We start from the raw sequence: 25,784 nt of genomic DNA on the forward strand, positions 1-25,784 counted from the left end.
GTTCATGGTCTCCCGCATCAGCGAACTGGTCCTCAACTGCTCCGATCCGGAACTCCTCGCAGGGTTCTGGAGCGGGGTCCTCGGATACGTCGAGCTGGGCCGGGAAGACGGTGCCATCGAGATCGGGCCGCCGGACGCCGGGTTCGGCGGCCTGCAGCCGACCATCATCTTGAGCCCGAGCAGCAACCCGCACACCGGTCGCCTCCCGCTGCACATCGACGTCAACCCGGTGGACCGGGACCAGGACGCGGAGCTGGAACGCCTGCTTGCCCTCGGGGCCCGCCCGGCCGACGTCGGGCAGACAGGCAGCGAGCAGTGGCACGTCCTGGCTGACCCTGAAGGCAACGAGTTCTGCCTCCTGCGCAGGCGGCTTGACCCCTGACCGGCCCCGGGGGCTAACCCAACAAGTTTCTCCCCGTGTCGCTCGTGCCGGCCCGGAACGACAGATACCGCGCGTCCGCACGTCCCACCAGCCGTCCCAGGGCCTCGACGGCCTCAAAATCAGCGCGGCCCATGTCCGTGGACAGCCAGCGGATGAGCATTTCGGCGTTACCGCTGGCACACACTGCCGAACCGACGGCCAGATCAAGCTGGTCCCGGAGCAGTTGCACCGCCAACGCACCTGAGCGGCTGAGCAGGGGAGCCCGGTAGGCCTCCAGTGCCTTGGCCACTTGCCCGTCATGAAGCAGCCCCATTACGCGCCCCGAATCCGAGCAGCCCGCCCGTCCGGCCGCAAGCCGATACGGGTTCGACTCCACCGCATCGCCCAGCATGGACCGCACCCGGAACATCTCGGTGCGGATGGCCTGCGGCGTGCCAGCATCGCCGTACAGCTCATAGGCAAGCTCCTCGGCCGACCAGCCTTGGGAACGTGAATCCAGCAGGGCCAGGATTTCCGCCCGCCGCAGCGTCAGCGGCACCCGGCTCCCATCAGCAAACAGCGCGGCAGGTTTGTCCCCAAGGAGCTCCAGCGACTCCACACCAACGGAAGGCCGTCGAACAGACGCTCGCGAGGCGCGAACAGAAGGCAACGCACCCAAGGACGTCCCGCCGTCGGACGTTCCCAACAGTGACTCCGCAACCCGGACCGCGCACCGCACCATCCGCAGAGTGTCCGCGCTGAGGGTGTCGAGCGGTCCCGAGACGTCGAGCACACCCAGCAACTCACCAGTCACGGGGTCCGTGATGGGCGCCGCGGTGCAGGCCCATTCGTGGTGGGTGCGGACCAGGTGCTCGGCGGAGAACAGCTGCACGGGCCGGCCGGTGAGCAGCGCCTCGCTGATGGCGTTGGTGCCGATGCCGGCCTCGGACCAGTCGGCCCCTTCGGAGAACTCCAGCCGGTCCGCGCGCCGCAGCACGTCCGTGCTGCCCACCCGCCACAGGATCTCCCCGGCGGCGTCGGTAAGCACCAGCAGGTGCCGGCCGGAACTGGAGTCGTCGGCCAGGAGGTCGTGCAGCGCGGGCATGACCTGCTGAAGCCGGTGCTCCCGCCGCAGCTCCAGGACGTCGGACACGTCGTGCAGGTGCCGGGGGCTGTGCTGGTCCGGGCTGATGCCCAGGGCCATGGAGCGGCGCCACGAATCCGCCAAGTTAGTTGGGATCTCCGGGCGGGGGACACCGGAGATGACCAGTTCGTGGGCGCGGCGCAGGGCCCGCGAGTACTTCGCCGGGTCCGAAAACCTCAGGCCGTAGTCCAAAACAGTGTCCTCCTCACCGGCGGCGTCCTTGCCGGCAGTGCCTGTGTAACGCGGTTGAAACCCCCACTGCGTTGCAATGGTGATGCAGCTCACGCCCGATCCAGCATAGCGCAGGGGATACCGGCGGGACGGGGCCGCCGGGACCAACAGACACACGGACCATACGACACAAAGGAGTGGACATGACCGAAACACCCACCGCAGCCGCGCAGGCCTGGCTGACGGAACTTGACACCGCCCTGCAGCGGCGCGACGTGGACGCCGCCGTCGAGCTTTTCGAAGATGACAGCTACTGGCGCGACTTCGTGGCGTTCACTTGGAACCTCAAGACGCTGGAAGGCAAGGCGGACATCAGGCAGATGCTCGAGGCCACGCTGGACCACGTGCAGCCTTCTGATTGGGCGCTCTCCGAGGACGCCACCGGCGACGCCGCCACCGCGGAAGCCTGGATCACCTTCGAAACCGCCGCTGCCCGCGGCTACGGCCACCTCCGGCTGCGGAACGGCAAATGCTGGACGCTGCTCACCACCATGCAGGAGCTGAAGGGCTTCGAGGAGAAGAAGGGGACCCGCCGCGAGAAGAGCGTGGCGCACGAGATCATCAAGGGCCGGCGCTCCTGGCTGGAACAGAAGGAGGAGCGCGAGGCGCGCCTCGGCTACGAGGAGCAGCCTTACACGGTGATCATCGGCGGCGGGCAGGGCGGCATCGGCCTGGCGGCCCGGCTGCGGCGCCTGGGCGTCCCCACCCTCGTCATCGAGAAGAACCAGAAGCCGGGCGACTCCTGGCGGAACCGCTACAAGTCCCTGCACCTGCACGACCCCGTCTGGTACGACCACATGCCCTACCTGAAGTTCCCCGACGACTGGCCCGTCTTCGCCGCTAAGGACAAGATCGGCGACTGGCTGGAGCACTACACCCGGATCATGGAGCTGAACTACTGGGGCGGCACCGAGTGCGTGGGCGCCGAGTTCGACGACGACACCCAGGAATGGGTGGTCAACGTCGTCCGCGATGGGTCGCCTGTGACCCTGCGGCCCAAGCAGCTCGTGTTCGCCCTCGGCGTCTCCGGGTACCCGAACATTCCCGCGTTCGACGGCGCGGGGTCCTTCCTGGGGGAGCAGCGCCATTCCTCGCAGCACCCGGGCGGCGGAGACTGGAGCGGGAAGAAGGCCGTGGTGATCGGCTCCAACAACTCCGCGCACGATATCTGCGCGGACCTGTGGGAGCACGGCGCCGATGTCACCATGGTGCAGCGGTCCTCCACCCACATCGCCCGGAGCGAGTCTTTGATGGACCTGGCGCTGGGGGACCTGTACTCGGAGAGGGCTTTGGCTGCCGGGGTGACCACCGAGAAGGCCGACCTGCTGTTCGCCTCGCTGCCCATGCGGATCCTGCCCGAGGCGCAGGTGCCGGTGTATCAGGCGATGGCTGAGCGTGATGCCGAGTTCTACTCCCAGCTGGAGGCCGCCGGGTTTGACCTGGACTTCGGCGTGGATGGTTCAGGTTTGTTCGTGAAGTACCTGCGGCGCGGCTCCGGCTACTACATCGACGTCGGCGCGTCCCAGCTGATCATCGACGGCCGGGTGAACCTGCGGTCTGGCGAGGTTGCCAAGATCACCGGGAACGCCGTGGTCCTTGGTGATGGCACCGAGCTGGAGGCCGACCTGATCGTCTACGCCACCGGCTACGGCTCCATGAACGGCTGGCTAGCGGACCTGGTCTCGCCCGAGGTGGCCGACCGGGTAGGGAAGTGCTGGGGCTACGGCTCGGACACCCCGAAGGACCCGGGCCCGTGGGAAGGGGAGCTGCGCAACATGTGGAAGCCCACCAACGTGCCCCAGCTCTGGATCCACGGCGGCAACCTGCACCAAAGCCGGCACTACTCGTCGTACCTGGCCCTGCAGCTCAAGGCCCGGATGGAAGGCCTGGAAACGCCGGTCTACGAACTCCAGCCCACGCATCACACGCGGTGAGTGATTGGGCCTGTCGAAACCTCTGCAGTTTCGACAGGCCCGTGACCACCGGATCCATAAACAGACGACTTCTCCCGTGGTGAAGGTTCAAAATGTATGCTCCGTTTATGACAGACGAGATTCAGTGGCTGGTCCCGCCCGCGTCTAACCAGCTTTCCGGTGATGAGACGTTCACCGGAATGCCAGGGACAACTGTCCGGGACTTCTGGCAGTTCGCCCTCGGTGATCTACGGATGAACAACGCACGCGGATATCTTGCCGAGTTCCTTGTCGGAAAGGCACTCGGAATCGAAGATCTGAAGCGGATCGAGTGGGACTCCTACGATCTACTCTTCGGCGACATAACTATCGAAATCAAGTCATCGGCCTATCTGCAGTCTTGGGAGCAGAAGAAGATCAGCGCACTGTCGTTTTCCGGTTTGCAGGGAACGCGCTACCACCCCCGCGCACCCGGGGATGGTATGGATCCTGCAGGGAGACGCTTCAATGCAATGGTCTACGTTTTTTGCGCACACACCGAGACCGATCACGCCAAGTATGACCAGTTGAACGTTTCCCAATGGGAGTTTCACGTCGTGCCCCGCAGTGTTTTAGTCGCCATCGGACAAAGAAGCCTAGGAATCGCCAAAGTCCGTCTGCTCTCCGGAGGCCCAACACCATGGGCCGAACTTGGGCCACGGGTCACAGCCGCCGCTGCGGACCAAAGGCGGGAGGACGACTCCCCTTGGTGGACAACCTAGCTCTGCTCCTGCCGAACGAGTCCTCGACGTAGTTCTGGGAGGCCAACCACTCCCGTGCGACAATGACGCCATGACCCACGAGCTGCACGCATCCGCCGCGCCGGAACTGGACCGCACCGCCCACCCGGCATTCGAAGCCGCCTATCAGGCCGCCCGGAAGAGCCTGGCTGAGGGCGGCATTCCCATCGGAGCGGCGCTCGCCCGGGACGGCGTGGTCATTGCCAGCGGGCACAACGAACGGGTCCAGAACGCCGATCCGATTGCCCACGGAGAAATGTCCGCGCTCCGCGCCGCCGGCCGGCAGAAGAGTTACCGGGACACCACGCTCTACACCACCCTCGCGCCGTGTGCCATGTGCGCCGGAACCATCGTCCAGTTCAAAATTCCCCGCGTGGTGGTGGGTGAAGCACGCACCTTCGACGGCGAGCTGGAGCTCCTGCGGACCCGCGGGGTGGAGGTGGTGGTCCTGGATGATCAGCGGTCCGTCGACATGATGCGCACCTTCCAGGCCGGCAACCCGGAGCTTTGGGCCGAGGACATCGCCGAGTAGCGGAAACCCTGTCAGCCGCCGGGCGAGACCGTATGGAGTCCGGCTTGAGTTGCTGCGCTCACAAGCTCCTTGTCGAACGCGACCAGGGCCTGCGTTTCAAGCCTGATCGCCGCGGCAAGGTGGATCGCGTCGGCGCTGCGCAATCTTCCCGGGAGAGCAGCCGCATACAAGAGGTCCGAGCGCGTCAGGTCCACCAGGTTCAATGCGTCCAGGACTGCGTTGACCAGCTCCGGCGGCAGGCCGCGGCGGTTGGCGGCACAGTGCAGTTCCGTGTGGAGGAGCATCGAGGCTACAAGCGGATCACCCCGCTGCCCGGCTTCTGAAAGGAAATCGGCGGTGGGACCGGATTCCGGTTCCTCGACCACCAGCTTCAAGGCCGCCGACGTGTCGACGTAGACGATCATCGGTTGCCGCGTAGGTCAGCGATCATCTCTGCAGTGCCGGCGTCAGAAGCCACACGCTGCAGCAACCGGAAGTCGACAGGGCTCTGCGCTGCCTGGCGAACGCCGCCGGACTTGAGCAGGCGTTCGAAGGGTGAGGCTGCTGGCGGAATCAGGGTGGCTGCAATTTCACCGTTATTCGTGACATCGATGGTCTCGCCGTTCTTGACCCGCTCCAGAATCTTGCTGCTCTGGTTTCGTAATTCACGGTGGGGAATTATGGTCATGCGCACCTCCGTAGCAATCGTAGCATTCTGCACTTCAACGCAAAAGGATACCTTCGAGCGCCCACTCCCACCGGATCAGCTCCTGCTCCAGCCGGACAGCCGGGCCAAAAGTGTCGTCCCCCAACGCCGTGTACAACGCCAGTTCCTCTTCGGTCAGCCGCGTCAGTTCAGCGGTGGATGGCTGCGGCTCGCTGCCCCACACGTCCCGGTGCTCCAGCAGCGTGGCCTCATCCATCAGGACGCTCACCACGTGCGGGTGCACTGCCCTGAGCTCATCCAGGATCCGGAAGCCGTGGGTATCCAGGTCACCCCAGTACAGGACCTCGCACTCACGCAGCCAGGCGGCGTCGCGCAGGGACGAGAATCCGTAGCCCCCGCCGTAGATCGCCAGCGAGCCCGGACGCTCCGGCAGGGCCAGGAAGTTCACCAGGTTCTCTGTGACGATCACCGATGCCACGGGCAGCCGCAGCGAGCCGAACGCCGCCGCCGTGACGGTGATGTCCCGAGCACCGCCGAGCAGGGGAACAGCAGGGTCCAGCATCCGGAACCTGACCAGTTCGGGCGGATGCACGAATCCGTGCCGGGCAGCGAAGCGGGCGGCGGGCGTCCGCGCTGCTGACTGCCCCAGCAGGGCATCCGGTTCCGCCGGGACGTCCGGCAAGTCCCCGCCAACGGGCGTCTCCGGGAGCGCCGCCGGACCCAGGACCTCCGCCAGTTCATCGATTACCCTCCGGTGGTTCTCGATGAACTTGGTGTGCACGCCGGGCAGGCTGAGCTGGCGGACGTAGACCCCCGGATCAGGATTATCCCGCAGCCACAGCGCCACCCGCCCGGCTGTCAGCGCATCGGCCCCGAGTTCCAGCAACCTGAGCGGCCGCCGCAACACCCACTGCCGAAAAGATGGATCCAGGGCAGCCATGCCCCCGGCAAGCTCCATAAACCGGGCAGCCTCCCGAGCCTTCCCGGCAAACCCAACCTCATCCCCAGCCGCCGCAAACACCGCAGCGGCGGGCAGCCGGTTGGAACCGATTGTGCTCCGGCCCACCTCCACCGTCTCCAGGCTGAACGGACCGGCGGCGGCAAACAGCTCGCCCGCCCACGCACCGGCCGCGGCGTAATCCCGGAGGAGGGCAGCCGCCGTCGGACGCTTCAACGCACGACGCCGGGGGTACAGTCCGGTGGGTTCCAGCAGCTCCCGGAGGAGCGAACCGCTGTTCCACGCCTTCAGCGACAGGGCCTTCAGGTCCGCCAGCGTGGTCCAGGAGTCAGCGGACATATTGCTCTTTCTCGGCGCGGTACTCCTGGATGGTCATGTTGCGCAGCTGCGAATCGTCGCCATTGGTGTTCGCCACGAACCCCACGTGCGAGACGAACGGCTCGATCACGTGGATCTTCTGCAGGGGAGTGACGATCAGCAGCTGCAGCTTCATCCGCTGGAACAGCTCCAGCCCGTACCTGGCGGACTCGTCCGAGCCGCGGCCGAACGCCTCGTCAATCACCACGAACCGGAAACTCCTGCCGCTGCCGGCATTCCTGCCCGCCCCTTTGCCGGAGCCCAGCCCGAACTGGAACGCCAGCGCCGCCGCGAGGATGGTGTACGCCAGCTTCTCCTTCTGCCCGCCGGATTTGCCGCCCGAATCCGTGAAGTGCTCGTATTCCTCGCCGGTCTCCGTCCACTTCTCCGACGCCGAGAACGTGAACCAGTTCCGCACATCGGTCACCTTCGCGGTCCACTTCCGGTCCAGGTCCGTCAGCCCTTCCCGGCCGCGGAACCGGTCGATCAGCCGCTCCACCTGCAGGTACTTCTGCTCCGAGTACTGATCCGTCTGTCCGATGGTCCCCTCCGAGCACGCCCGCAGGTCGCTGCCGAACTCGCGCACGTCCTGGTCCGAGGCGGCCTGGTGCTCCAGCTGGATATGCCGGCCCGTGTTGTAGGGAATGCCGGCCAGGGACTGGTTGATCTCGCCGATCCGGTCCATGATGTTCTGCCGCCGGCTGTCCAGGAAAGCGTTGAATGCCACCACCTCGCGGATGGTGTTCTGGTTCAGCAGATCCTTGAACTGGTTCTCGAACCGGGGAAGGTCGTTGCCCACCAACTGCTCGAGCAGCCGGTTGTAGTCCGCTGCGGCCTCCAAAGAGGCGTCGACGTCGGTGGTTTCATTCGGGTACTTGTTGCGGAAATCGGCCATCTGCCGGACCGTGCTCTCCGCTGCCCGGGCGATCCGCTTGGACAGCGCGTCGATGGTGTCCGTCAGTCCGTTCCGCACGGCGCTCTCCACCGTGACGGTGTTCTTATAGGTGAGCGGTTTGTCCCCGAGCGCTGCAGCGGTGAGGCGTTCGACGGCGGCCAGCACCCCGGCGTCGTCCGTCACCGGGGATTCGGCGAGGGTGCCGCGGCATTCCTCGATTGCCTCGGCAATGTCCCGCGCGTCCTTCGTGTTGGCGCCCATGCGCTCCCGCAGCTTGCCTGCCTTCTCCTCCAGCCGCTCCAGCCCGTCGATGATCTGCTCCTGCTTGCCCATGAGCTGCTGCAGGACGTCGCTGGTGGTCTCCAGTGCCTGCTTTTCGGCCTTCAGGTCTTCGATGCTGCGGGCCGTGGCCTGCCAGCTGATCTCGCCGAATTCCGTGACGGAGCCGACGACACCGAGCTGCCGGTTCTGCCGGCCCAGCGCCCCCAGCCTGGTGTTGACCCGGTCCAGCTGCCCGGCCACGACCTTCAGTGTGCCCTGCACCTCGTCAAGATCGGCGCGGAACCCGGCGATCTTGTCGTGGTTGTCCCAGCCCAGGACGTAGTTGCGCCGGTCCGCCAGGTCCTTGCGGTCATCCTTCTCGTGCCGGCCCCGGCCGCCTTTAAGCTGGCCGTTGGCCGTCAGCGCCTTGGGGTAGCGGCGGAAATCGGCCAGGTTCTCGCAGCAGAAGTAGTCAAACCGGCTGCTGAGCTCCTCCTGCAGGAAGTCCCGGAACGGGGTGCCCTGCTTGATGGCGATCTTCGCCGCGAGCGTCCCCGGCTCGGCGGCCCTGGGCGCAGGGGACTCGCCGATCCTCAAATACACCAGCCGGCCACGCAGGTTGTTCGTGTCCACCCAGCTGCTGACCGCCGCATAGTGCTCCGCCGGGACCAGGAGCGAGAGGGCGAACCCGCGAAGGGTCCGCTCGGCAGCGCCCTCCCACGCGGTCTCGCCGTCACGGACCTTGAGCAGCTCACCCACGTAGGGCAGGTCGCTGTCCGGGATCCCGGTGCCTTCGCAGAGCCGGCGGCGGATATCGAGCTGGGGGAGCGGGATCAGGTTGCGCCGGGCCTGCAGGCTGGTGAGCTCGGCTTTGATCTCCCCGGACCTGGTGTTGAGCCCTGCCTGCTGCATGGACAGCGCGGTGCGCTCTTCGTGCAGCGCCTCGGATTGGACGGCCAGGTCCTGTTCCACCCCGGCGAGCCCCGCCCGGTTCGCATCGAAGAGGACGCGGTCTTCGGGGGCCTGCAGGCCAAGGTCCGCTGCGGCGGCCGAGTAGGCTTCGAACCGCTGTTTTTGCTCGGCGGACTTGGCGGCCAGGGCGGCAAGCTCGGCGTCGATCGCCGTGAGCCGCCCGCCGCCGTTGGTGCGGATGTCTTCCTCCACCCCGGCGAGATCCCGGCGCAGTTGCTTGACCTCGCCGTTCAGCCGCACCGAGTCCTCCTGCAGCCGCACGCCCGTCTGCTCCAGCTCGGCCTGGTGCTCCAGGCTCAGCTGCAGTTTCCGGTCCGTGAACCAGGGGTGCAGCTGGTCGCGTTGCCTGCGGGCCAGCTCGTCGTCGGCGGTCAGCCCGGCATGCAGGGCGGCACCCTCTTTGATGGGTGTCAGCAGGGCGATCTGGTCTTTGGCCCGGAGGACGGCGTCGTGGGCTTTTTTCAGGTCGTCGAAGTGGTGGATCAGGTTGGTGATCCGGGTGGCGACGTCGTCCTCCTCCAGCATGTTGCTGCGGACGAACGAGGTGATGTTCTCCACCTGCTTCATGGACACGGTGCGGTGGAACAGCTCCATGGCCTGGTTGCCGCTGATCCCGAACTGGCGCTTGAACGCGGCCGAGTACGGCTCGAACGAATCATGGACGGACGCCCCGGCGGCGCGGAGCTTCTTTTTCAGTTTCAGCGGGTCCTGGCCGAAGTTGCTGAAGTCCGCAGCAATGGTCTGGTCCGCTTCCGCCAGCGAGTAGAAGCGGCTGGGCTGCCCCGCCTCCTGCGTGGCCCACAGCGTGATGCCCAGCGTCACCCACTTGCCCAGCACGGCGTTGTGGAAGACGCCCAGTACCACGGTCAGCTGGCCTGAACCGCGCAGCGCCACCGGCTTGGAGTACTCCCCGCCGGCGCTGCGCGCGCTCTTGTGGAAGCCCCGCACGTAGGACATCAGGGAGCGTTCTTTCTTCTGCGCCCCCGCAGCCTTGTTGTACTCGATTTTGTGCGCCGGAAACAGCAGCGTGGTGATCGCATCCACCACCGTGGACTTCCCCGAGCCGATGTCGCCGGTGAGCAGGCTGTTCGCCCCGTCCAGCCGGAAGGTGCGCACTCCCTGGTGGAACGTGCCCCAGTTGAGCAGCTCCAGGCGGTGCAGCCGGAAGCCCGGGGGAGTGCCGCCGTCGGCCGCTGTTTCATCCAGGCTGAACAGGCTCTCCTGCAGGTCCGTGCCCAAGTCCGCGGTCACTGGTCCTCCCCTTTCCCGGGTGCTCCGCCGGCCGCCGCTGCCGCGGGCGGCTCACCGGCGAGCGTGGCACGGTAGTCAGCAAGCCGCGCGTCGAACTCTTCCAGCCACTGGGCGTCCACGTACGCCTTCAGGATCCGTGCCACCTCGTACGTGTCCGCCTGCCCCTTGAGCTTCCGCAGGAAACCCAGCTCCACCACCTTCTTAATGTCCGTGCCCAGCCGGTCCAGGACGCGGGCCTCGTTGCTGGATTCGGGCAGGAACACCGAGACCATGTCCGCGATCTCCTGTTCGGTCATGATGAGCCGGACCTCGCTGCTGTTGATGTCGAACTCCATCATGCGGCGGCGGAGCAGGGCCAGCAGCAGGCTGACGTTGAAGGTCAGGGTGCGGCGGGCGATGAGCCGGGGGAGCGTGCCGTCCGGATCATCCTTGGACCGCAGGAACGCGTAGCCCTCGGATTCGTCCAGGACGAGGTCCAGGCCCAGCACCGACACGTAGTCCCGCACGTGTGAGGTCAGCCCGAGCAGGGACTGCCACAGCTTCTCATCGTTTTCCGCGTACAGCACGCCCTTGAACAGCCGGGTGACGACGGCGGGAAGCTCCTCGGGCGTGCGGGTTTCAGCTGTGGCTGGGGTGTTCATGCCGGCCTTCCGAAGATGATCTGTTCGATGGTGGCTTCGCGGATGGAGCCGTCCGGCAGCTGCCAGGACAGGCGCTGGGACTGCTCAGGGTTGATGGTGGCCCAGTCCGATTCGGTGGCCAGCTGGTAGTACGCCACCACCTCCGCCAGGCCCTGGGAAAGAGGGTACGCTGCGGTGATTTCGGCGAGGGTGGTTTGCTCCGCCTCGGCCAGGATGGCATCAATGTTGGCCCGCAGGCGTTCCTTGTCTACAAAGAACTGGCCGAACAGGGCCGATGCGTCCACGTCGGCGTCGTCGGCTGTTTCCACGGCATCGTCCACCAGCACCTTGCGGCTGGGCTCATAGAGGGGCCGTTCGAAGGGCAGCACCACGTCCACGGAGGGCGCGTCAACCTCCATGAAAGCGCCCGACGGCGGCGCCTCCCGGGTGCCCAGCGCACCGGATTCGATGCTGCGGATCAGCTGCATGATGCGCTTGTTCTCCAGGAACACCTTGTCGTCCAGGAGCCGGCGCATCTGCTGGGACAGCTGGCGGACCGTTGCCTGGGTCTGTTCGACGGCGGGCAGCCAGTCCTGGTGGAGGTTGGCCACCGCCTGCATGTCGGTTTTGGCCAGGGCTTCGATGTGGGTTGCCCTGTGCAGGAGGTCCTGCAGCTCATGTCGGAGCTGGGGCGACATCAGGTAGTCCCAGAAACCTTGGAACGTGCGGCCCTGGAGGGAGCTGCTGATGTCCTGCTGGTTGTCGAAAATCGATTCCAACAGTTCCCCCTGCGTGCCGTCCCAGGTGGCGATCTGCTCGCGGACTTGCCGGTCCAGCTTGCGGAAGTTCTGCTCCACCTCCCGGAAATCGGACAGCAGGTCCTTGGCCAGGGCGGTGAGCTGCTGGAGGTGGTCCAGCGCTTCCGGGCCGGTCATGACGCGGATGTTGCCGTCGCGGATCCGCTGCATCTCGGCGTCGATCCCGTCCCGCTGCTGCTGCAGTTCCGCGAGCCGCACCTCCGGGTCCGTCTCGGACTGCTGCACCAGCTGCTTCAGCACCGCAAAGATGCTGGTGAGGCGTGACTGCGTGGCCACGAAGTCACGCCCGCGCAGGTTCTCCACCCAGCGGACCACATCCTCGGCGGCGGCTGTGAGGTCGTAGTGGGGTTCGTCCTCGCCGGGGACGTAGTACTTCCTCAACCACTGGCGCTCATCGGCGGCCCAGTCATCCAGGTATTCACCGGCGGGGCGAGGGAACCGGTCCTCGCCTTCGCTGTCCCGGAGGCCGAACAGCACGTCATCGAGGACGTCGATCAGCTCCTGCCGGCGCAGGTTGCGCTGGTTGGGTACCGTGAACGCGGCCATGAAGAAGGCCAGGGCCAGGGGTGCGTTCTGGGCACGGAGCAGCGACCAGCCTGCATGGTTCTCCCGCAGGGAATTGATGGCGTAGTAGTCCATTGGGGTCCCGTGTTTGGTGCGTCACGTCGGGTTTCACTCTAGCCGTCCTCCTCGGACGCTCTATCACTTAGTGCGGGTTCCCTTCGAACGCTCTCTCATTTAACGCAGGTTTCGATGAACGCTCTCTCAGGCTCTGTTAGTCTCAGGCTCCATGACCGAACTCCGCCCCGACGGTCCAGCCACAGTCGGCTTCCTCCACACGGCACAGGTCCACTTAAGTACTTTCGAGTCCCTGGCCCGGGAGCTCCTCCCCTCCGCACGCACGATCCACCGCGTGGATCCCGAAGCTCTGGAGCTTGCCGGACAGGACGGACCAAGGGAGCGCGTGCGCGCGGTTGTAGCCGGCTACCTTTCGGAACTCCGGGAGGCAGGATGCGAGGTGATCCTCTGCACGTGCTCAACGCTCGGTGAGGTCGCGGAAGGACTGTCAGGAGACGGCCTCCAAGTGATCCGCATCGACCGGCCTATGCTTCGCCGGGCTGTGACGCTCGGCCCCCGGATCGGTGTTATCGCGGCGCTCGCAAGCACCGTCGAGCCGACCACACGCGTCCTTGCCGAGGAGGCTGCGGACGCGCGAGCTGATATTTCCGTTGAGGTCAGCGTCGTGGCAGGGGCATGGGATGCCTTCCTCAGCGGAGATGCTGAGGGCTACCGCTCCCTTGTTGCACACGCGGCGCTCGCACTCTCAGTCCGTTGCGACGTCGTCGTCCTCGCCCAGGCGAGCATGGAACCTGCCGCCGCCCAGTTGGCCGGGCTCGGTATCTCTGTCCTGACGAGCCCCCGCTCCGCCGTCGAAGCGGTCGCCGCGGCCATCCCGTCCCGCTGACAGGGCGGCTCCGAATAGCAGTTGGAGGTGGAGGCAATGAACGGACCGGCTGCTCACAGCGGGCCGCACTGGCGCCGGGTGATGGCGGCGCTCGCCAACCCTGACGCGCGAACCGCCTACGCGCAGATCGTGCTCGGTGAGGAAATCCTTGCCGCCGCGAAGGAGCAGCGCCGCAACCGGGCCGTCGCCATCCTGCTGGAGGCCGGGCTGGTGGAGCGGACGGGAAGCAACGCTTATCAGGCCGCCGAGACGGTCTTCCGCGAACTCCTCTCCCAGCAGCCAAGACGCCAGCCGAAGACCGGGGTGGACCGTTTCCTCCGCTTGGGCCGGATCGACAGGTACCCTGCCAACGCGGCCGACCGGCGCGAACTCCTGACCTGGATCGTGGGCGAAGCGATCCAGCCGGGGGAGGCCTTGACCGAACGGCAGGTCAATGAGCGGCTGCTGAGCTACACCGACGACGTGGTGCTGCTGCGCCGCTACCTTGTCGACTTCGGGCTGTTGGAGCGGACCGCGTCGGGTTCCTCGTATTCACGGCCGGCCTGAAACCGGGTTTGCCTACGGCAGCGGCTGCCGTTCCCCGACGCTCACTAAACCGTCCGGCGCAACGTTCTCCCGCCGTCGTCGTTCTATCCGTTCCTGTTGGCCCGGCGAAGGAATCCGGGCGCCCTTGGCCCGGTTGCACCTGGCGCAGGCGGCGACGAAGTTCCTCAGGCTGGTGGATCCGCCCTTGGACCAGGGGTAGAAGTGGTCGCCGTGTTCAGCGGGTCTTGAACAACGGCCCCGGAACCCGGCCTCCATCTCACACAGACCGGCAGCCCGGGCCATGCCGTCGCGGCGCTGCTGGCGGGTGAAACGCCTCACCGGGTCCCGGCGTCGGACGTCCCGGCGGTGAATGGTGGCGGCAACAATGGCCAGGACCACCAGAAACAGGCCGGGCATGACAGCCGCAGCCAGAACGCGGTCCAACATTCCGCGCGCGACTTCGGTCACGGCCGAGATACCGCTCCCGGCAACGACGTTCGCTTTCGGCATCAGGGCCAGGAAGACCGAGATTCCCAGCCACATCATCACAGCCGCATAGGCCAGACGCAGACCATGACGTGTCCAGTAGATGCGTTTCAGTTCCACCATCGAGTGGTCCGCCGCCTCGGTGGTTATCACTCGCACCCCAGGCCGTCCCCATCTCGGTCGAGGCCATAGATGTCAGATCCGACGACTCTGACAGGTCCCCTCACATAGGCAGGACCGTTGCCGCTCCCGCCGGCGCAATCGACGTCAGAGGCAATGGGCACGCACGCACCTGAGTAGTTCGGGTCGCATCCGGACGGAGCTGCGGGGGCGGCTGGCCGCACGGGAACCTGAGCTTGGGCTTGGGCCTGGGCCTGGGCGGCCGCAGCGGCTGCCGCGGCTTGTTGCTGGCGGGCGGCTTCTGCGGCAGCAGCTTCCTGACGGGCCGCGTCCGCCGCGGCCTGATCTGCTGCGGCTTTCGCGGCCGCTTCCAGTGCTGCGTTGTCGGCTGCTGCCTTCTCTGCCGCGGCTTTCTGTGCCGCGGCCTGCTCAGCGGCGGCTTTCGCGGCCGCTGCAGCTCTCGCGTCCGTTATCCGCTTTGATTCCGCCTGCTCCATCCACATCAGTTTTCCGGCGTCAGTCTTGGTGCAGACGAAGACTTTGGGTGCGTACTTTTCCGTCGCATTCTCGGAGATGCACGCGGATGACGCCGGCGCGTTCGGAGTGGCCGTCGGTGTTGCCTTTGGGGAGGCGGATTCGCTGGCAGGAGAGGCGCCTAAGGATGCCGCCGATTGACCACCGCAGGCCGTCGCTGAAATAACTAGGGCGACCGCAACAGCTCCACCGGACACATGGCGTCGAGATACCCGTGAACGTGGCGAAATTCCGACCATATGGCCAACCTCTTTGTTGACCTGCTTTCGCGCTTCATTGCGACGAAAGAGTGTATTCATTTGTTGCCCCCAATAAATCAAGTATTCATTTGATGCGGATTTGCGCCGCGCGTAGCCTTCTGCCCTGAGGCTGGAAGGCGTGTGATGGGGCAATTCTCACCGCGCTGCATCAAGGCTTCCGAAAGTTCTCCCCAGCTTTGGCTCAAGAACACCCGCCACGGAATCCGTTCTGGAGTCACGCCGGAACCATCGTCCAGTTCAAAATTCCCGCGTGGGACCCCTGGGCCTGACCTGCACCGACGATGTGGTGGCGCTGCTCGGCGATTTCCTTGATCACCTGGGCACGGGACCGGTGATGCTGCTCGGACACTTCTACGGCGCCTATCTGACCCGCGGTGTGACCGCCCAACGGCCGGACAGCGTGCTAGGGCTGGCGTTGGCGTGCCCCGTCGCCGAGCGGGCGGGCAGCGTGCCTGACCATGGGGTGCTCCGTCAGGACGCCGACGCTTACGACGAACTCGGACCCGCACAGCGGGCGGGGGTCGGCGAGTACTTCGTCTGGCGCACGGGCGCCACGGCCCGCAGATACCGGGACAGTATTGCGCCGGGCACGGCAATGGCCGACGAGGTTGCGCTGGGCCGAATCCTAGCAGGATGGACGGTGAAGGTCGGGCTGACCGCGTTCCCTGCGCCCACACTGTCAGAGGTCATCTGCATGGCGGTTGTTTGTTCGAAGGTGGAACCCTATTAGGTACCCCTAATTCCCCGCGCTCCTATTCCCTTACCCATGCAGCGCAGGGTAGTTATTAGGTCCCTCATCCGAGAAAGCAGAAAGGTCATCACGCGTACCGTTGCCCGAATTTGCGTCATGAAACTTCTGTTAAGCAAGATCAACTACAAGGAGCTCAGAATGAATCGCAGGCTGATTCCCGCAGTTATCGTGGCCGGACTTGTTGCGGCCGCCAGTTCCGTAACCGCCGCCAACGCAGCACCACCAACCGATGCCGGATTTGGTCCAATTTCACTGGGCAAAGTTTGCACCTTCGATGCCTCCGTCACCGCTACCGTGACCGGGAAAACCAAGACGATCACAAAGCCCGATGGGCAACGAATTATCACTTCTCCCGGCCAACGCATCACTCTGTCCGCCAACGGCAAAGCGGTCAGTTATGTCATTACCGGTACACGCTTCGAACGTGACGTGACGATTAATGGCGCACCAGCCGTCGAGGTGAAAGTGACGGGACGTAACATCTTGGTCAATGGGCCGGGAACCGAGACACCTGGAATATTCCTTGTGGTAGGCAACTTCGATTTTGCCCTAACGCCAGCCCCAGAAAGCGCTGAGGTGCGAGGGTTCAACCCCAATGGTCCGGGCCAAGTCATCGACGTCTGCAAAGCTCTTTCGTAGCAGCTCCATCCCAGGCAGACTTCTACTCCTCGGTGACGGAAGCGGCTCGCCGGGTTCAGCATCCGGTGGACGAATGCTGGGTCCCAGCTGCAATAAATGCTGGCGCTTAAGCCCTGTACTGAAAACCAAGGTTGAGTTCCCGTCCAAGGAGTGCCCAGGACGCGTACTCCACGAAACCATCTCCGCGGCACAATAGGGCCATTCGCCTCCCTTGGGTAGCCACGACCCTGCAACGACCACGGAAAACCACCTGCAAACATAAGGACAGCAGCAAAAACAGAAAAAGCGCCCCTCAACGATCACGGTGATGGTGTCGCCGTCTTGAAGGAACAGTTGGGGGTCTCATCGGTAGGCGACTCTCCGGGTTGCCTGCGCCCACCTTGCTGGTGGCGGGCCGACGCGATGCGGTCGCCGGGTACGCGGACACGGCCGCACTGCTCGACCGCTACCCGCACGCCACCCTGGCCGTCCTTGAGGACGCCGGCCATGCGCTCATGCACGAGCGGCCCGAACTGCTCGCCGCGTTGCTCAACGACTGGCTCGGCCGGGCCAGCGCCCACAACAGGTGGGGATGACCCCCAACCCGTATGCGGGTTTCCCCCCGTACCCAGGAAGGGAAAGCCCGCCTAGCGTGGAAGGCAGCCAAACAAGGAGGTTTGCCATGGGTGTTGTGCCCCTGAAGGACATCGTCGAGCCCGCCTTTCACGCCCGCTACGGCGTCCCGGCCATCAACATTTTCAACGACCTGACCATCGAGGCGGTCCTCGCCGCCGCCGAGGAAGCAAACTCCCCGGTCATCCTCCAGACCTCCGTCAAGACGGTCCGCAGCATCGGCTCACGCCAGCTGTTCGATATGTGGAAGTCCCTGACCCTCGGCATCCAGGTCCCCGTGACCCTGCACCTGGACCACTGCCCGGACCGGGACGTGGTCACCGAATGCCTCAAGGCCGGCTGGAACTCCGTCCTGTTTGACGCCTCTAACCTGCCCGTGGAGGAAAACCAGCGCCAGACCATCGAAGTGGTTGCCGAGGCCCGGCAATACGGCGCCCAGGTGGAGGGCGAGATCGAGGCGATCACCGGCGTCGAGGATGACCACGGCTCGGACAACGTGGCCCTCCAGCAGAGCCTGGAGACGGCGCTGAACTTCATCGACGCCACCGGGATCGACGTCTTCGCCCCCTCGATCGGCAACGCGCACGGCTCCTACAAGGCCGCCCCCGTGCTCGACGTCGGCCGCGTTACCGAGATCGTGGAGGCCCGGCACATCCCCATCGCCCTGCACGGCGGGTCCGGCCTGAGCCCGGAGCAGTTCGCGGACCTGATTGCCCGGGGCTGCGCGAAGGTCAACATCTCCACCGCCTTGAAGGAAACGTTCATGCAGTCCTCCCTTGCCTTCCTGAAACAGGCCGAGCAGAACAACAAGTGGGACCCGCCGTCGCTGTTCCGGCACACCCGCGCGGAGGTCATGGCCATGGTCAAGGAGCTGACCGAACAGTTCGGCAGCGCCGGCAAGGGCGGCCGCTGATGCCGGCCCTGATCTTCGACTGCGACGGCGTCCTGGCCGACACCGAACAGCACGGCCACCTGCCCGCCTTCAACCGGACCTTCGCCGAGTTCAACGTCCCCGTCCAGTGGAGCGTCGAGGAATACGGCGAGAAGGTCAAGATCGGCGGCGGCAAGGAACGGATGCGCAGCATCGTCACCCCGGAGCTCGCCCGCAGCCTGGGCCTGAAGGATGACGCCGCCGTGGACCAGGCCATCCTGGCCTGGCACCAGCGCAAGACCGCCGTCTACAAGGACATGGTGGCGTCCGGGGTCATGCCCGCCCGGCCCGGGATCGCCCGGATCGTCCAGGAAGCCCACGACGCCGGATGGACCCTCGCGGTGGCCTCCACCTCCGCGGAACCGGCCGTCCGCGCGGTCCTCACGCACGCCGTCGGCGAGGACCTCGCGAAGCATTTCGCGGTGTTCGCCGGCGATATCGTCCCCGCGAAGAAGCCCGCCCCGGACATCTACCTGCTCGCGCTCCGCGAGCTGAACCTGGACCCGGACGACGCGATCGTGGTCGAGGACAGCGCCAACGGCCTGCGCGCCGCCCTGGCCGCGGGGCTGCGCACCCTGGTCACGGTCAGCGGCTACACCCGTGAGGAGGACTTCACCGGCGCCTCCCTCGTGGTCAGCTCGCTGGGCGACCCCGCCGGGGAGGCACCCGAAGTCCTCGCCAACGAGGCCGGCGTCGACATTCCCGGCGTCGTGACCCTCGCGACGCTGCAGGCCATCCTGTCCCGGCCCCGGCCCCGGCCGCCCGGCAACGGCGCCGGAACCCCCACCGCCCCTTCGACCCCGACGGAGACCCCATGACCGCCACCGACCTCGCCGACGTCGAATACGTCGTCCGCACCCTCGCGCAGACCGCCGTCGACAAGGAAAAGGAGTTCGGCGACCTGGACGCCGTGGTGGGCGACGGCGACCTGGGCTACTCCCTGGCCCGCGGCTTCGAGAAAGTCCTGCAGGACTGGGACAGCCTCAAGCGCGACGACGTTCCCACGTTCCTGCAGCAGATCGCCCTGGCGATCGCGAGCCGGATCGGCGGCACGTCCGGACCGCTGTGGGGGACCGCGTTCCTGCGCGCCTCCGCCGCGGCGAAGACCGTGGACAGGATCGACGGGGCCGCCGCCGTCGCCATGCTGCGCGCCGCCGCCGAGGGGATCATGACCCGCGGCGGCGCGAGCCTGGGGGACAAGACCCTGCTGGACGCCCTGGTCCCGGCCACCGACGAGCTGGAACGCCAGCTTGCCGCCGGTGCCGGAGCCGCCGAATGCCGGGCCGCGTTCGCCAAGACCGTCCGGGAATGCGCGGACGCCACCAGCAAGCTCGAGGCCAAGCGGGGCCGGGCCAGCTACAGCGGTGCGCGCAGCATCGGCTCCCCGGACGCCGGTGCCACAGCGCTCGCCGTCATCATCGAACGCATCACCGAGGGCTGGGACCAGCGCTGAGCCCTGTTTGTCCTTCATCAACCTGACCAGCACAACGACGTGGAGATCACATGAAAAAGTTCCTGAACGACCCCAAGCAGTTCGTCCCCGACATGCTCGAAGGCCTGGCGCTGGCCAACCCCGAGACCCTCAAGTACGTTCCCGAATACAACCTGATCATGCGCGCCGACGCCCCGGACCAGAACAAGGTCTCGATCGTGCAGGGCTCCGGCTCCGGCCACGAACCGGCGCACGTCATGATCGTGGGCAAGGGCATGCTGGACGCTGCCTGCCCCGGCGACGTGTTCGCGGCACCGCCGTTCGACTACGTCTACGAGACCACCAAGATGATGGCGTCGCCCAAAGGCGTGCTGCTGCTGGTGAACAACTACACCGGCGACAAGATGGTCTTCGACATGGCCCAGGAAATGTCCTCCGCCGAGGGCATCAACGTCCGGACCCTGTTCATCAACGACGACGTCTCCGTGGAGGACTCCACCTACACCATCGGCCGCCGCGGCGTGGCCGGGAACTTCTTCGTCATCAAGGCCGTCGGAGCCGCCGCCGAGCGCGGCGCGGACCTGGACGAGGTGATCCGGATCGGGGAGAAGGTCAACTCCGTCACCCGCAGCATGGGCGTCGCGCTGACCGCCTGCACCCCGCCGGCCAAGGGCAGCCCGCTGTTCGAACTCGGTGAGGACGAGATCGAGATCGGCGTCGGCATCCACGGTGAGCCGGGACGGCGGCGCGGGGCCATGATGAGTGCGGACGAGATCGTCGAGGAGATGCTCACCCCGATCGTCCGGGACCTGCCGTTCGGCGACGGCGACCGGGTGGCCCTCATGATCAACGGCCTGGGCGGAACCCCCATCAGCGAGCTGTACCTGCTCTACGGCCTGGCCCACAAACGCCTCGCCGGGCAAGGCATCAGCGTCGGCCGCAGCTACGTCGGCGAGTACTGCACGTCCCTTGACATGGCCGGAGCGTCCATCACCCTGGTCAAGCTCGACGACGAGATCGAGTCGCTGCTCAGGGACCCCGCGGAGATTCCCATCCGGGTGTTCTGAGGGCCCTCCCCGTCATGGGGGTACCCAGCCAGTGAAGTACGACGGCGGAGCCGGTCACCTTTTCAGGTGGCCGGCTCCGCTGGTGCTGGCAGTCGCCGCTGGTCAGGCGGGATATTCCACCCCCACATCGGCGTGCGAGGTGCCATTATGGTGGGACAGATCAGCAGTGCACTGCCGCGTGGCCTGCGGCGCGCGGTTCGTCAAGGAGGACGAGAAATGACCGACACCGGGACGCGATCTGCCACCGCGGTAAGCAGCCTGCGCCACGCCGAAGACACGCAGGACAACCTGGACACCGTCGTCGCCCTGGCCCGGGACCTCGCGGGCCGGTTCGAGCTGCAGCCGCTGCTGGCCCGGATCCTGGGCCACGCCACCTCCCTGCTGGGGTGCGAATCGGGATCGATCGCCCTGGTCAACGAGGCCGGCGGCACCTACACCAAAAAGGTTGACATCGGCGTCGGATGCCAGGAAGGCCAGACCTTTTCCCTGCAGGAGGGATTCACCGGCCAGATAGTCCGCAGCCGGTCCACCGTCATCCTCGACGCCTACAGCAGCATTGAACGCGGGCATATTCCACCGACGGATCCGCGATGGGACTGTGCCGTGATCGGCGTCCCCATCCAATGGGGAGAGCAGATCGTCGGCGCCTTCATTGTCTTCAGCCCGGAGCGGGGCCGGGTGTTCACACCCGGGGAAGCCCGGCTGGCCGAACTCCTGGCCAGCCACGCCGCAATTGCCCTGGCCAACTCCGACCTGCACGCCAAAGCCTCAGCCCGGGAACTCGAGGCCGCCGTCGCCGCCGAACGCGAACGGGCGGTCCGCGACGTGCACGAGACCGTGGGCCGGGCCCTTGCCACCCTGCTGCTCAGCCTGGACGAGGCCGAGAGAGCCAGCCGGCTCGACGGGGCGGAACATGCCGTCACCCCGCACCTTGGCAAAGCCCGGACCATTGCCCACGATGCCCTCGCCGAGACCCGCCGCACGGCCCTGGGCATGGGGCCGGCCGCGCTCGCGGGCCGGACCCTTGACGAGGCCTTCGCCGCGGAACTGGCGTGGGTGGAATCGATGACCGGCGCCGGCACCCAGCTGACCGTGATCGGCGAATCCCGCCCGCTGGCACCCGAGATCGCGCACCAGGCCTTCAAAATCGTCCAGGAGGCGCTGAACAACGTGGTGGTCCACGCGCGTGCCTCGACGGTGCGGGCCGGACTGATCTACGGGCGCGGCGCGCTCGCCGTCCTCGTGGAGGACAACGGCCAGGGCTTCGACCTCGCCGCAGCGCATGGAGACCACGCCACGCTTCCCTCCGGCTGCCTGGGGTTGCACGGCATGACCTCCCGCGCCGTGCAGCTCGGCGGCGACCTGCATATAGAGTCCACCCCTGGATGGGGGACGAAGGTGCGGGCCACCCTCCCGGACCGTGCCCGAGCGCCGGAGGCGTCAGGACAGCCGCAGTGGAAGGTCCTGATCGCCAACGACCATCCGATCGTCAGCGCCGGCCTGGTCCGGCTGCTGGGGATCGCCGAGCCCGCCATCCAGGTCAGCGCCGAGGTGACCTCCACCGAGCAGCTGTGCGACGCCTACGAACTGCTGCGCCCCGATGTGATTCTGATGGACCTGGACATGGTCCACCAGAACACCACCGGGCTTCTTGCCCGCATCCGCGAGCTGGACCCCGGCGTCGCGATCGTGGTGCTCACGGACAACCCCACCGTGGAGCAGGTCCGCGCCGCCCGGCAGGCCGGGGTGCGCGGCTTCATCAACCGGCGCGCGAACGGGGAAACCATTGCCCGCATTATCGTGGCCGCCGGTCAGGGCGAAGCCTCCATGGAGGGCGAAATCTTCGACCACCTCATCAGCGGCTCCGCTGCCGACGCGGGGTCCGCCCAGTTCACGGCGCGTGAACGCGAAGTCCACCACATGGTCATCCGCGGCATGGCGGACAAACAGGTTGCCCGCGAGCTGCAGATATCGGTCAAGACGGTGGAAAAGCACGTGGGCTCCATCCTCCGCAAGACCGGGGCGCGAAACCGGACCATGCTGGTGAGCATCAACGCCCAGGAGGCACTTCCGCCGCAGCCCTGGCAATAACCCGCCGTCCGGGCCAGGCCCGGCGTCCGCCGTCGGGCCTGGTACGCCGGGTCAGGGGATGAGGATGGCGCGGCCGCGGACCTTGCCGGCATCGAGGTCGCTGATGGCCTGCTGGAAGTCGTCCAGCTTGTACTTCTGGGTGTGAAGCGTCACCGCGCCCCGTGCGGCCAGCGCCATCAGGTCCTGCAGGTCGTTGTAGGACCCCACCAGGTTGCCGATGATGTTGATTTCGGCGGAGATGATGTCGATGGTCGGGACATCGATGTTCTCGCCATAGCCCACCACAAAGTAGTCACCGGCGCGGCGCAGCATCGCGATGCCTTCGGCGGTGGCCCCGCCCTCGCCCACAAAGTCGATCAGCACCTCCGCGCCGTGGCCGCCGGTCAGGGCCAGCACCTGCTCCACCTGGCTGCCGTCCGCCACCACGCCTTCGTCGGCACCGATGGACTTGGCCAGGTCCAGTGCGGCGGGGTTGCGGTCCACCACGATGATCCGGCTCGGCGTGAGGGCCTTCAGCACCTGGATGCCGATGTGCCCCAGGCCGCCGGCGCCGATCACCACGCAGGTGTCCCGCGGCGTCAGCCTCTTCGCCGCCTTCGCGGCGGCGTGGTAGGCGGTCAGGCCGGCGTCGGCAAGAGCCGCCACGTCCGCGGGCTCCAGCGCATCATCGATCTTCACCACCGACCGGGCGGAGGTGAGCAGGTACTCGGCGTAGCCGCCGTTCGTATCGATCCCCGGGAACTTGCTGTTTTCGCAGTGCACGTCATCACCGGACCGGCATGCCCGGCACAGCCCGCACGTGATCAGCGGGTGCAGGATGACCTTGTCGCCCTCCTTGACGTTGGTGACGGCGCTGCCCACCGCATGCACCCAGCCGGCGTTCTCATGGCCGATCGTGTACGGCAGCTGCACCTGGGACTTCTCCGCCCACTGGCCCTCCAGGATGTGCAGGTCGGTGCGGCACACGCCAGCCCCGCCGATTTTGACCACGACGTCCCAGGGGCCGGCGGCGTCCGGGACAGGCGCCTCGGTCATTTTCAGGCCTTGGTGGTAGCCGACCACCTGGACGGCGCGCATGGTGTTCATGGGTGTTCCTCCTTGACTGTGAACGGGAGCAGATGGTGATGGTCGGCCGGCTCAGCCCCTTCGGGCCGGTCCGCCTGGTCGGCGCCCGATCCCGCGTACCGGGTGCGGAGCAGGCCGCGGCAGAAATGGGCGTTGCCGTCGATGGAAATGCGCGTGGACCGCGCCCGCCGCAGCGCCATCGGCACGTGCTCCGCGGGATAGGGGCGGCCGTCCTGGTCAACAAGTACGACGGCGGCAGGTTCCGTCGGCAGCCCAAGGGCCACCCGCCGTCGTACTAATGCGTCCTTGGTCCGGCCCGCGGGCAGGTCACCGAGCCGCACCGTCCCCACGTTCGCTTCGGTCAGCGCGGGATCGGCCCGCAGCAGTTCGGTGAGGCAGCGTTCCATGGCCGCGGTGTGCGCCTTCCGCCGGAACGTCAGCCGCAGTTCGTCCAGGCTGTCCTCGGCCTCGTTCCCGAAGGTGCCCTTGTACCCGGCGTCCGCGGCAAGCCCGGCGTTGATCAGGGCGGAGTCGTGGTGGTCATCGAGCTCCACCACCACCTTTCCAACCCCCAGCGCTGAAATGGCGTCCTTGCTATCGGAGGCCATGAGGTAGGCGAAGTTCGGGGAGCAGAACGAGGTGGGCAGCCGCAGGTGCACGGTCACCAGCGTGCCGTCCGCCGCGGCTGTGACGTCGATGGACCGGACGAAGCCGAGGCCGGTGATCGGCTCGTCGAGCTCGGGGTCCAGGACCGCATCCAGGGCGCGGCGCACGTCCGCCTCCGTCACCGTTGCCGTGACCGCTTCCGTTGACGCCGTGGGGTACACGTCGAACGCGGCGGCATCATGCTGCGTCAGCGTCATGGCGTGCCGGCCAGGTCCGCCCGCTCGGGCTGCCGCGGGCCGGTGGCCGGTTCGCCCGCGCCCGGCAGCTGCAGCTCAGCCGGCACGGGGATGTCGTACATCTTCGCGGCGTTCAGCCCGAGGATCTTCTTCTTCTGGTCGGTGGTCAGCGGAGCGTACTCGTTCATGTCCTCCGGGATCTGGAAGTCCACAAAGCGCTCAATGAGCCAGCGGGGCGTCCACAGGGCGTAGTCGCTGGAGAACTGGATCCGGTCTTCCCCGATCCAGTAGATGAGTTCGCCGATGATCTGCGCGAAGTACCGCGGCCGGGTGTGGATGAAGGGCATGGCGACGGCCAGGCCGCCGTGGACGTTGGGTTCCTGGGTCGCGATCCAGCAGAAGTCCTCCAGCCGGGGGAGCCCCACGTGTTCGACCACGAAGTTCAGGTCGGTGAAGTCCGAGGCGGCGTTGTCGACGTCGGCCACGTCGAACGCATCCCGGTCCAGCGGGCGGATGGTGGGGCCCTTGTGGACGTGGATGTTCTTGATGCCGAGCGTGCGGCACTCCTCGAAGTAGCGGTAGGCCCACGGATCGGAGAGCTTGTAGCCGCGGGACTCCCCGTGCCATTCGGCGGTGTAGAGCTTGACCCCCTTGAACTTCATCTTCTCGTGGTCGGCGCGGAGCTGGTCCAGGCCGCGCTCGCCGTTGCGCGGGTCAAAGCAGTGGTTGTAGGTGAGCTTGTCCGGGTGCCCGGCGGCCAGCTCGTAGGCTTCCTTCGTCTGCCCGAAGCCGTTCTTGTAGAAATCGCCGAGGTACGCGGGCTGGAACACCGCGTGGTCCACGTAACCGTCCTCGAAGAGATCCTTCATCAGGCGCTCACCGCCCTGGTACAGGTATTCCTCGTAGGTCCACAGCTCCTCCGCGGGGGAGAGATTGCGGTGGTAGTCATAGAAGCAATCGATGAACTGCTTGCCGTGAATGTTGCGCTGGTTCTCCGGCCGCGCGTCCCACAAGGCGATGTGGGCGTCGACGATGAAGTAGTTCTCGCCGTCTTTGCTGTACATGTCCGTCTCCTCCCGGCGACTGCCGTAGTCGCCAGATCAAGGCGACTGCCATAGTCGCCACACCAACAGGGTAGGGCGGTTCAGCAGGCCTAAACCTGCGACCGGTGTCTCATTTTGAGACACTCGGGGCTCGCCGTGCCGGTCATAGCGACGTAGTCTCGA

The 25,784-nt window shown here is 66.4% G+C and carries 26 protein-coding genes; 14 read left to right on the forward strand and 12 right to left on the reverse strand.

Going from position 1 to position 25,784, the window contains the following annotated elements:
• Positions 1 to 4 precede the first annotated feature (4 nt).
• Positions 5 to 382, forward strand: a complete 378-nt coding sequence (locus SBP01_RS05005; RefSeq protein WP_320537700.1) for a VOC family protein — start codon at positions 5 to 7, stop codon at positions 380 to 382.
• 13 nt (positions 383 to 395) lie between these two features.
• Here SBP01_RS05005 and SBP01_RS05010 read toward each other — a convergent pair whose 3' ends face one another.
• Complete coding sequence (locus SBP01_RS05010) at positions 396 to 1,790, reverse strand: GAF domain-containing protein (RefSeq protein ID WP_320537701.1); 1,395 nt, start codon at positions 1,788 to 1,790, stop codon at positions 396 to 398.
• A gap of 89 nt (positions 1,791 to 1,879) precedes the next feature.
• Between SBP01_RS05010 and SBP01_RS05015 the strand changes: the two genes are divergently transcribed.
• From SBP01_RS05015 to SBP01_RS05025, 3 genes are all read left to right on the forward strand, one after another.
• Complete coding sequence (locus SBP01_RS05015) at positions 1,880 to 3,670, forward strand: NAD(P)-binding domain-containing protein (protein WP_320537702.1); 1,791 nt, start codon at positions 1,880 to 1,882, stop codon at positions 3,668 to 3,670.
• Positions 3,671 to 3,777: 107 nt separating this feature from the next.
• Positions 3,778 to 4,410, forward strand: coding sequence for a hypothetical protein (locus SBP01_RS05020; protein WP_320537704.1), 633 nt, complete (start codon positions 3,778 to 3,780; stop codon positions 4,408 to 4,410).
• Positions 4,411 to 4,480: 70 nt separating this feature from the next.
• Positions 4,481 to 4,960 carry a nucleoside deaminase gene (locus tag SBP01_RS05025; RefSeq protein WP_320537705.1) on the forward strand — a complete coding sequence of 160 codons (480 nt, stop codon included), beginning with the start codon at positions 4,481 to 4,483 and terminating at the stop codon, positions 4,958 to 4,960.
• Positions 4,961 to 4,971: 11 nt separating this feature from the next.
• Here SBP01_RS05025 and SBP01_RS05030 read toward each other — a convergent pair whose 3' ends face one another.
• From SBP01_RS05030 to SBP01_RS05055, 6 genes are read right to left on the reverse strand one after another with little or no spacing between them, the layout of a single operon-like run.
• Complete coding sequence (locus tag SBP01_RS05030) at positions 4,972 to 5,364, reverse strand: type II toxin-antitoxin system VapC family toxin (RefSeq protein ID WP_320537706.1); 393 nt, start codon at positions 5,362 to 5,364, stop codon at positions 4,972 to 4,974.
• Positions 5,361 to 5,627 carry a type II toxin-antitoxin system prevent-host-death family antitoxin gene (locus SBP01_RS05035; RefSeq protein ID WP_320537707.1) on the reverse strand — a complete coding sequence of 89 codons (267 nt, stop codon included), beginning with the start codon at positions 5,625 to 5,627 and terminating at the stop codon, positions 5,361 to 5,363. The genes SBP01_RS05030 and SBP01_RS05035 overlap by 4 nt, the downstream gene beginning before the upstream one ends.
• A 34-nt stretch (positions 5,628 to 5,661) precedes the next feature.
• Complete coding sequence (locus SBP01_RS05040; protein WP_320537708.1) at positions 5,662 to 6,903, reverse strand: Wadjet anti-phage system protein JetD domain-containing protein; 1,242 nt, start codon at positions 6,901 to 6,903, stop codon at positions 5,662 to 5,664.
• Entirely contained in the window at positions 6,893 to 10,300 is a 3,408-nt protein-coding gene (locus tag SBP01_RS05045) for an ATP-binding protein (protein ID WP_320537709.1), read from the reverse strand. Before SBP01_RS05045 ends, SBP01_RS05040 begins: the two co-directional genes overlap by 11 nt.
• Positions 10,297 to 10,941: a DUF4194 domain-containing protein gene (locus SBP01_RS05050; RefSeq protein WP_320537711.1), complete on the reverse strand. Its 645-nt coding sequence runs from the start codon at positions 10,939 to 10,941 to the stop codon at positions 10,297 to 10,299. Before SBP01_RS05050 ends, SBP01_RS05045 begins: the two co-directional genes overlap by 4 nt.
• Positions 10,938 to 12,377 (reverse strand): DUF3375 domain-containing protein, encoded by a 1,440-nt coding sequence (locus tag SBP01_RS05055; protein ID WP_320537712.1) that lies wholly within the window; start codon positions 12,375 to 12,377, stop codon positions 10,938 to 10,940. Before SBP01_RS05055 ends, SBP01_RS05050 begins: the two co-directional genes overlap by 4 nt.
• Positions 12,378 to 12,651: 274 nt before the next feature.
• Here SBP01_RS05055 and SBP01_RS05060 point away from each other — a divergent pair, with 274 nt between their 5' ends.
• Together SBP01_RS05060 and SBP01_RS05065 are read left to right on the forward strand one after the other, a co-directional pair.
• Positions 12,652 to 13,203, forward strand: coding sequence for an aspartate/glutamate racemase family protein (locus tag SBP01_RS05060; RefSeq protein WP_320537714.1), 552 nt, complete (start codon positions 12,652 to 12,654; stop codon positions 13,201 to 13,203).
• Positions 13,204 to 13,239: 36 nt separating this feature from the next.
• Positions 13,240 to 13,749 (forward strand): DUF2087 domain-containing protein, encoded by a 510-nt coding sequence (locus tag SBP01_RS05065; protein ID WP_320537715.1) that lies wholly within the window; start codon positions 13,240 to 13,242, stop codon positions 13,747 to 13,749.
• 12 nt (positions 13,750 to 13,761) lie between these two features.
• Here SBP01_RS05065 and SBP01_RS05070 read toward each other — a convergent pair whose 3' ends face one another.
• Positions 13,762 to 14,367, reverse strand: a complete 606-nt coding sequence (locus SBP01_RS05070) for an HNH endonuclease signature motif containing protein (RefSeq protein WP_320537716.1) — start codon at positions 14,365 to 14,367, stop codon at positions 13,762 to 13,764.
• Positions 14,364 to 14,831 (reverse strand): hypothetical protein, encoded by a 468-nt coding sequence (locus tag SBP01_RS05075; RefSeq protein WP_320537718.1) that lies wholly within the window; start codon positions 14,829 to 14,831, stop codon positions 14,364 to 14,366. Before SBP01_RS05075 ends, SBP01_RS05070 begins: the two co-directional genes overlap by 4 nt.
• Positions 14,832 to 15,378: 547 nt before the next feature.
• Between SBP01_RS05075 and SBP01_RS05080 the strand changes: the two genes are divergently transcribed.
• The 8 genes from SBP01_RS05080 to SBP01_RS05115 all read left to right on the forward strand — a co-directional run bounded on the left by SBP01_RS05080 (position 15,379) and on the right by SBP01_RS05115 (position 22,651).
• On the forward strand, positions 15,379 to 15,858 hold the full coding sequence (locus SBP01_RS05080) for an alpha/beta hydrolase (protein WP_320537719.1): 480 nt from the start codon (positions 15,379 to 15,381) through the stop codon (positions 15,856 to 15,858).
• A gap of 117 nt (positions 15,859 to 15,975) precedes the next feature.
• A complete protein-coding gene (locus tag SBP01_RS05085) occupies positions 15,976 to 16,518 on the forward strand; it encodes a hypothetical protein (protein ID WP_320537720.1) in 543 nt (180 codons plus the stop codon).
• Between the two features lie 365 nt (positions 16,519 to 16,883).
• Positions 16,884 to 17,093, forward strand: a complete 210-nt coding sequence (locus SBP01_RS05090; protein WP_320537721.1) for an alpha/beta fold hydrolase — start codon at positions 16,884 to 16,886, stop codon at positions 17,091 to 17,093.
• Between the two features lie 86 nt (positions 17,094 to 17,179).
• Positions 17,180 to 18,043: a class II fructose-bisphosphate aldolase gene (locus tag SBP01_RS05095; RefSeq protein ID WP_275216192.1), complete on the forward strand. Its 864-nt coding sequence runs from the start codon at positions 17,180 to 17,182 to the stop codon at positions 18,041 to 18,043.
• The gene (locus SBP01_RS05100; RefSeq protein WP_320537724.1) at positions 18,043 to 18,879 is read left to right on the forward strand and encodes an HAD-IA family hydrolase; all 837 of its coding nucleotides are present in this window, start codon (positions 18,043 to 18,045) and stop codon (positions 18,877 to 18,879) included. The genes SBP01_RS05095 and SBP01_RS05100 overlap by 1 nt, the downstream gene beginning before the upstream one ends.
• The gene (gene dhaL / locus SBP01_RS05105; RefSeq protein ID WP_275216189.1) at positions 18,876 to 19,514 is read left to right on the forward strand and encodes a dihydroxyacetone kinase subunit DhaL; all 639 of its coding nucleotides are present in this window, start codon (positions 18,876 to 18,878) and stop codon (positions 19,512 to 19,514) included. The genes SBP01_RS05100 and dhaL overlap by 4 nt, the downstream gene beginning before the upstream one ends.
• 50 nt (positions 19,515 to 19,564) lie before the next feature.
• Complete coding sequence (gene dhaK, locus SBP01_RS05110; protein ID WP_275216188.1) at positions 19,565 to 20,560, forward strand: dihydroxyacetone kinase subunit DhaK; 996 nt, start codon at positions 19,565 to 19,567, stop codon at positions 20,558 to 20,560.
• A 216-nt stretch (positions 20,561 to 20,776) separates the two neighbouring features.
• Positions 20,777 to 22,651, forward strand: a complete 1,875-nt coding sequence (locus tag SBP01_RS05115) for a GAF domain-containing protein (protein WP_320537726.1) — start codon at positions 20,777 to 20,779, stop codon at positions 22,649 to 22,651.
• A 51-nt stretch (positions 22,652 to 22,702) separates the two neighbouring features.
• On the opposite strand, the gene SBP01_RS05120 is transcribed toward SBP01_RS05115, so the two are convergent.
• The 3 genes from SBP01_RS05120 to SBP01_RS05130 are packed head-to-tail and all read right to left on the reverse strand — an operon-like array spanning position 22,703 to position 25,622.
• Positions 22,703 to 23,737, reverse strand: coding sequence for an NAD(P)-dependent alcohol dehydrogenase (locus tag SBP01_RS05120; protein WP_320537727.1), 1,035 nt, complete (start codon positions 23,735 to 23,737; stop codon positions 22,703 to 22,705).
• Positions 23,734 to 24,579, reverse strand: coding sequence for an iron-sulfur cluster assembly protein (locus SBP01_RS05125; protein ID WP_320537728.1), 846 nt, complete (start codon positions 24,577 to 24,579; stop codon positions 23,734 to 23,736). Before SBP01_RS05125 ends, SBP01_RS05120 begins: the two co-directional genes overlap by 4 nt.
• Positions 24,576 to 25,622 (reverse strand): amidohydrolase family protein, encoded by a 1,047-nt coding sequence (locus SBP01_RS05130; RefSeq protein WP_320537729.1) that lies wholly within the window; start codon positions 25,620 to 25,622, stop codon positions 24,576 to 24,578. Before SBP01_RS05130 ends, SBP01_RS05125 begins: the two co-directional genes overlap by 4 nt.
• Positions 25,623 to 25,784 lie beyond the last annotated feature (162 nt).

This window comes from Pseudarthrobacter sp. IC2-21 (genome assembly GCF_034048115.1).
Taxonomy (GTDB): Bacteria; Actinomycetota; Actinomycetes; order Actinomycetales; family Micrococcaceae; genus Arthrobacter; species Arthrobacter naphthalenicus.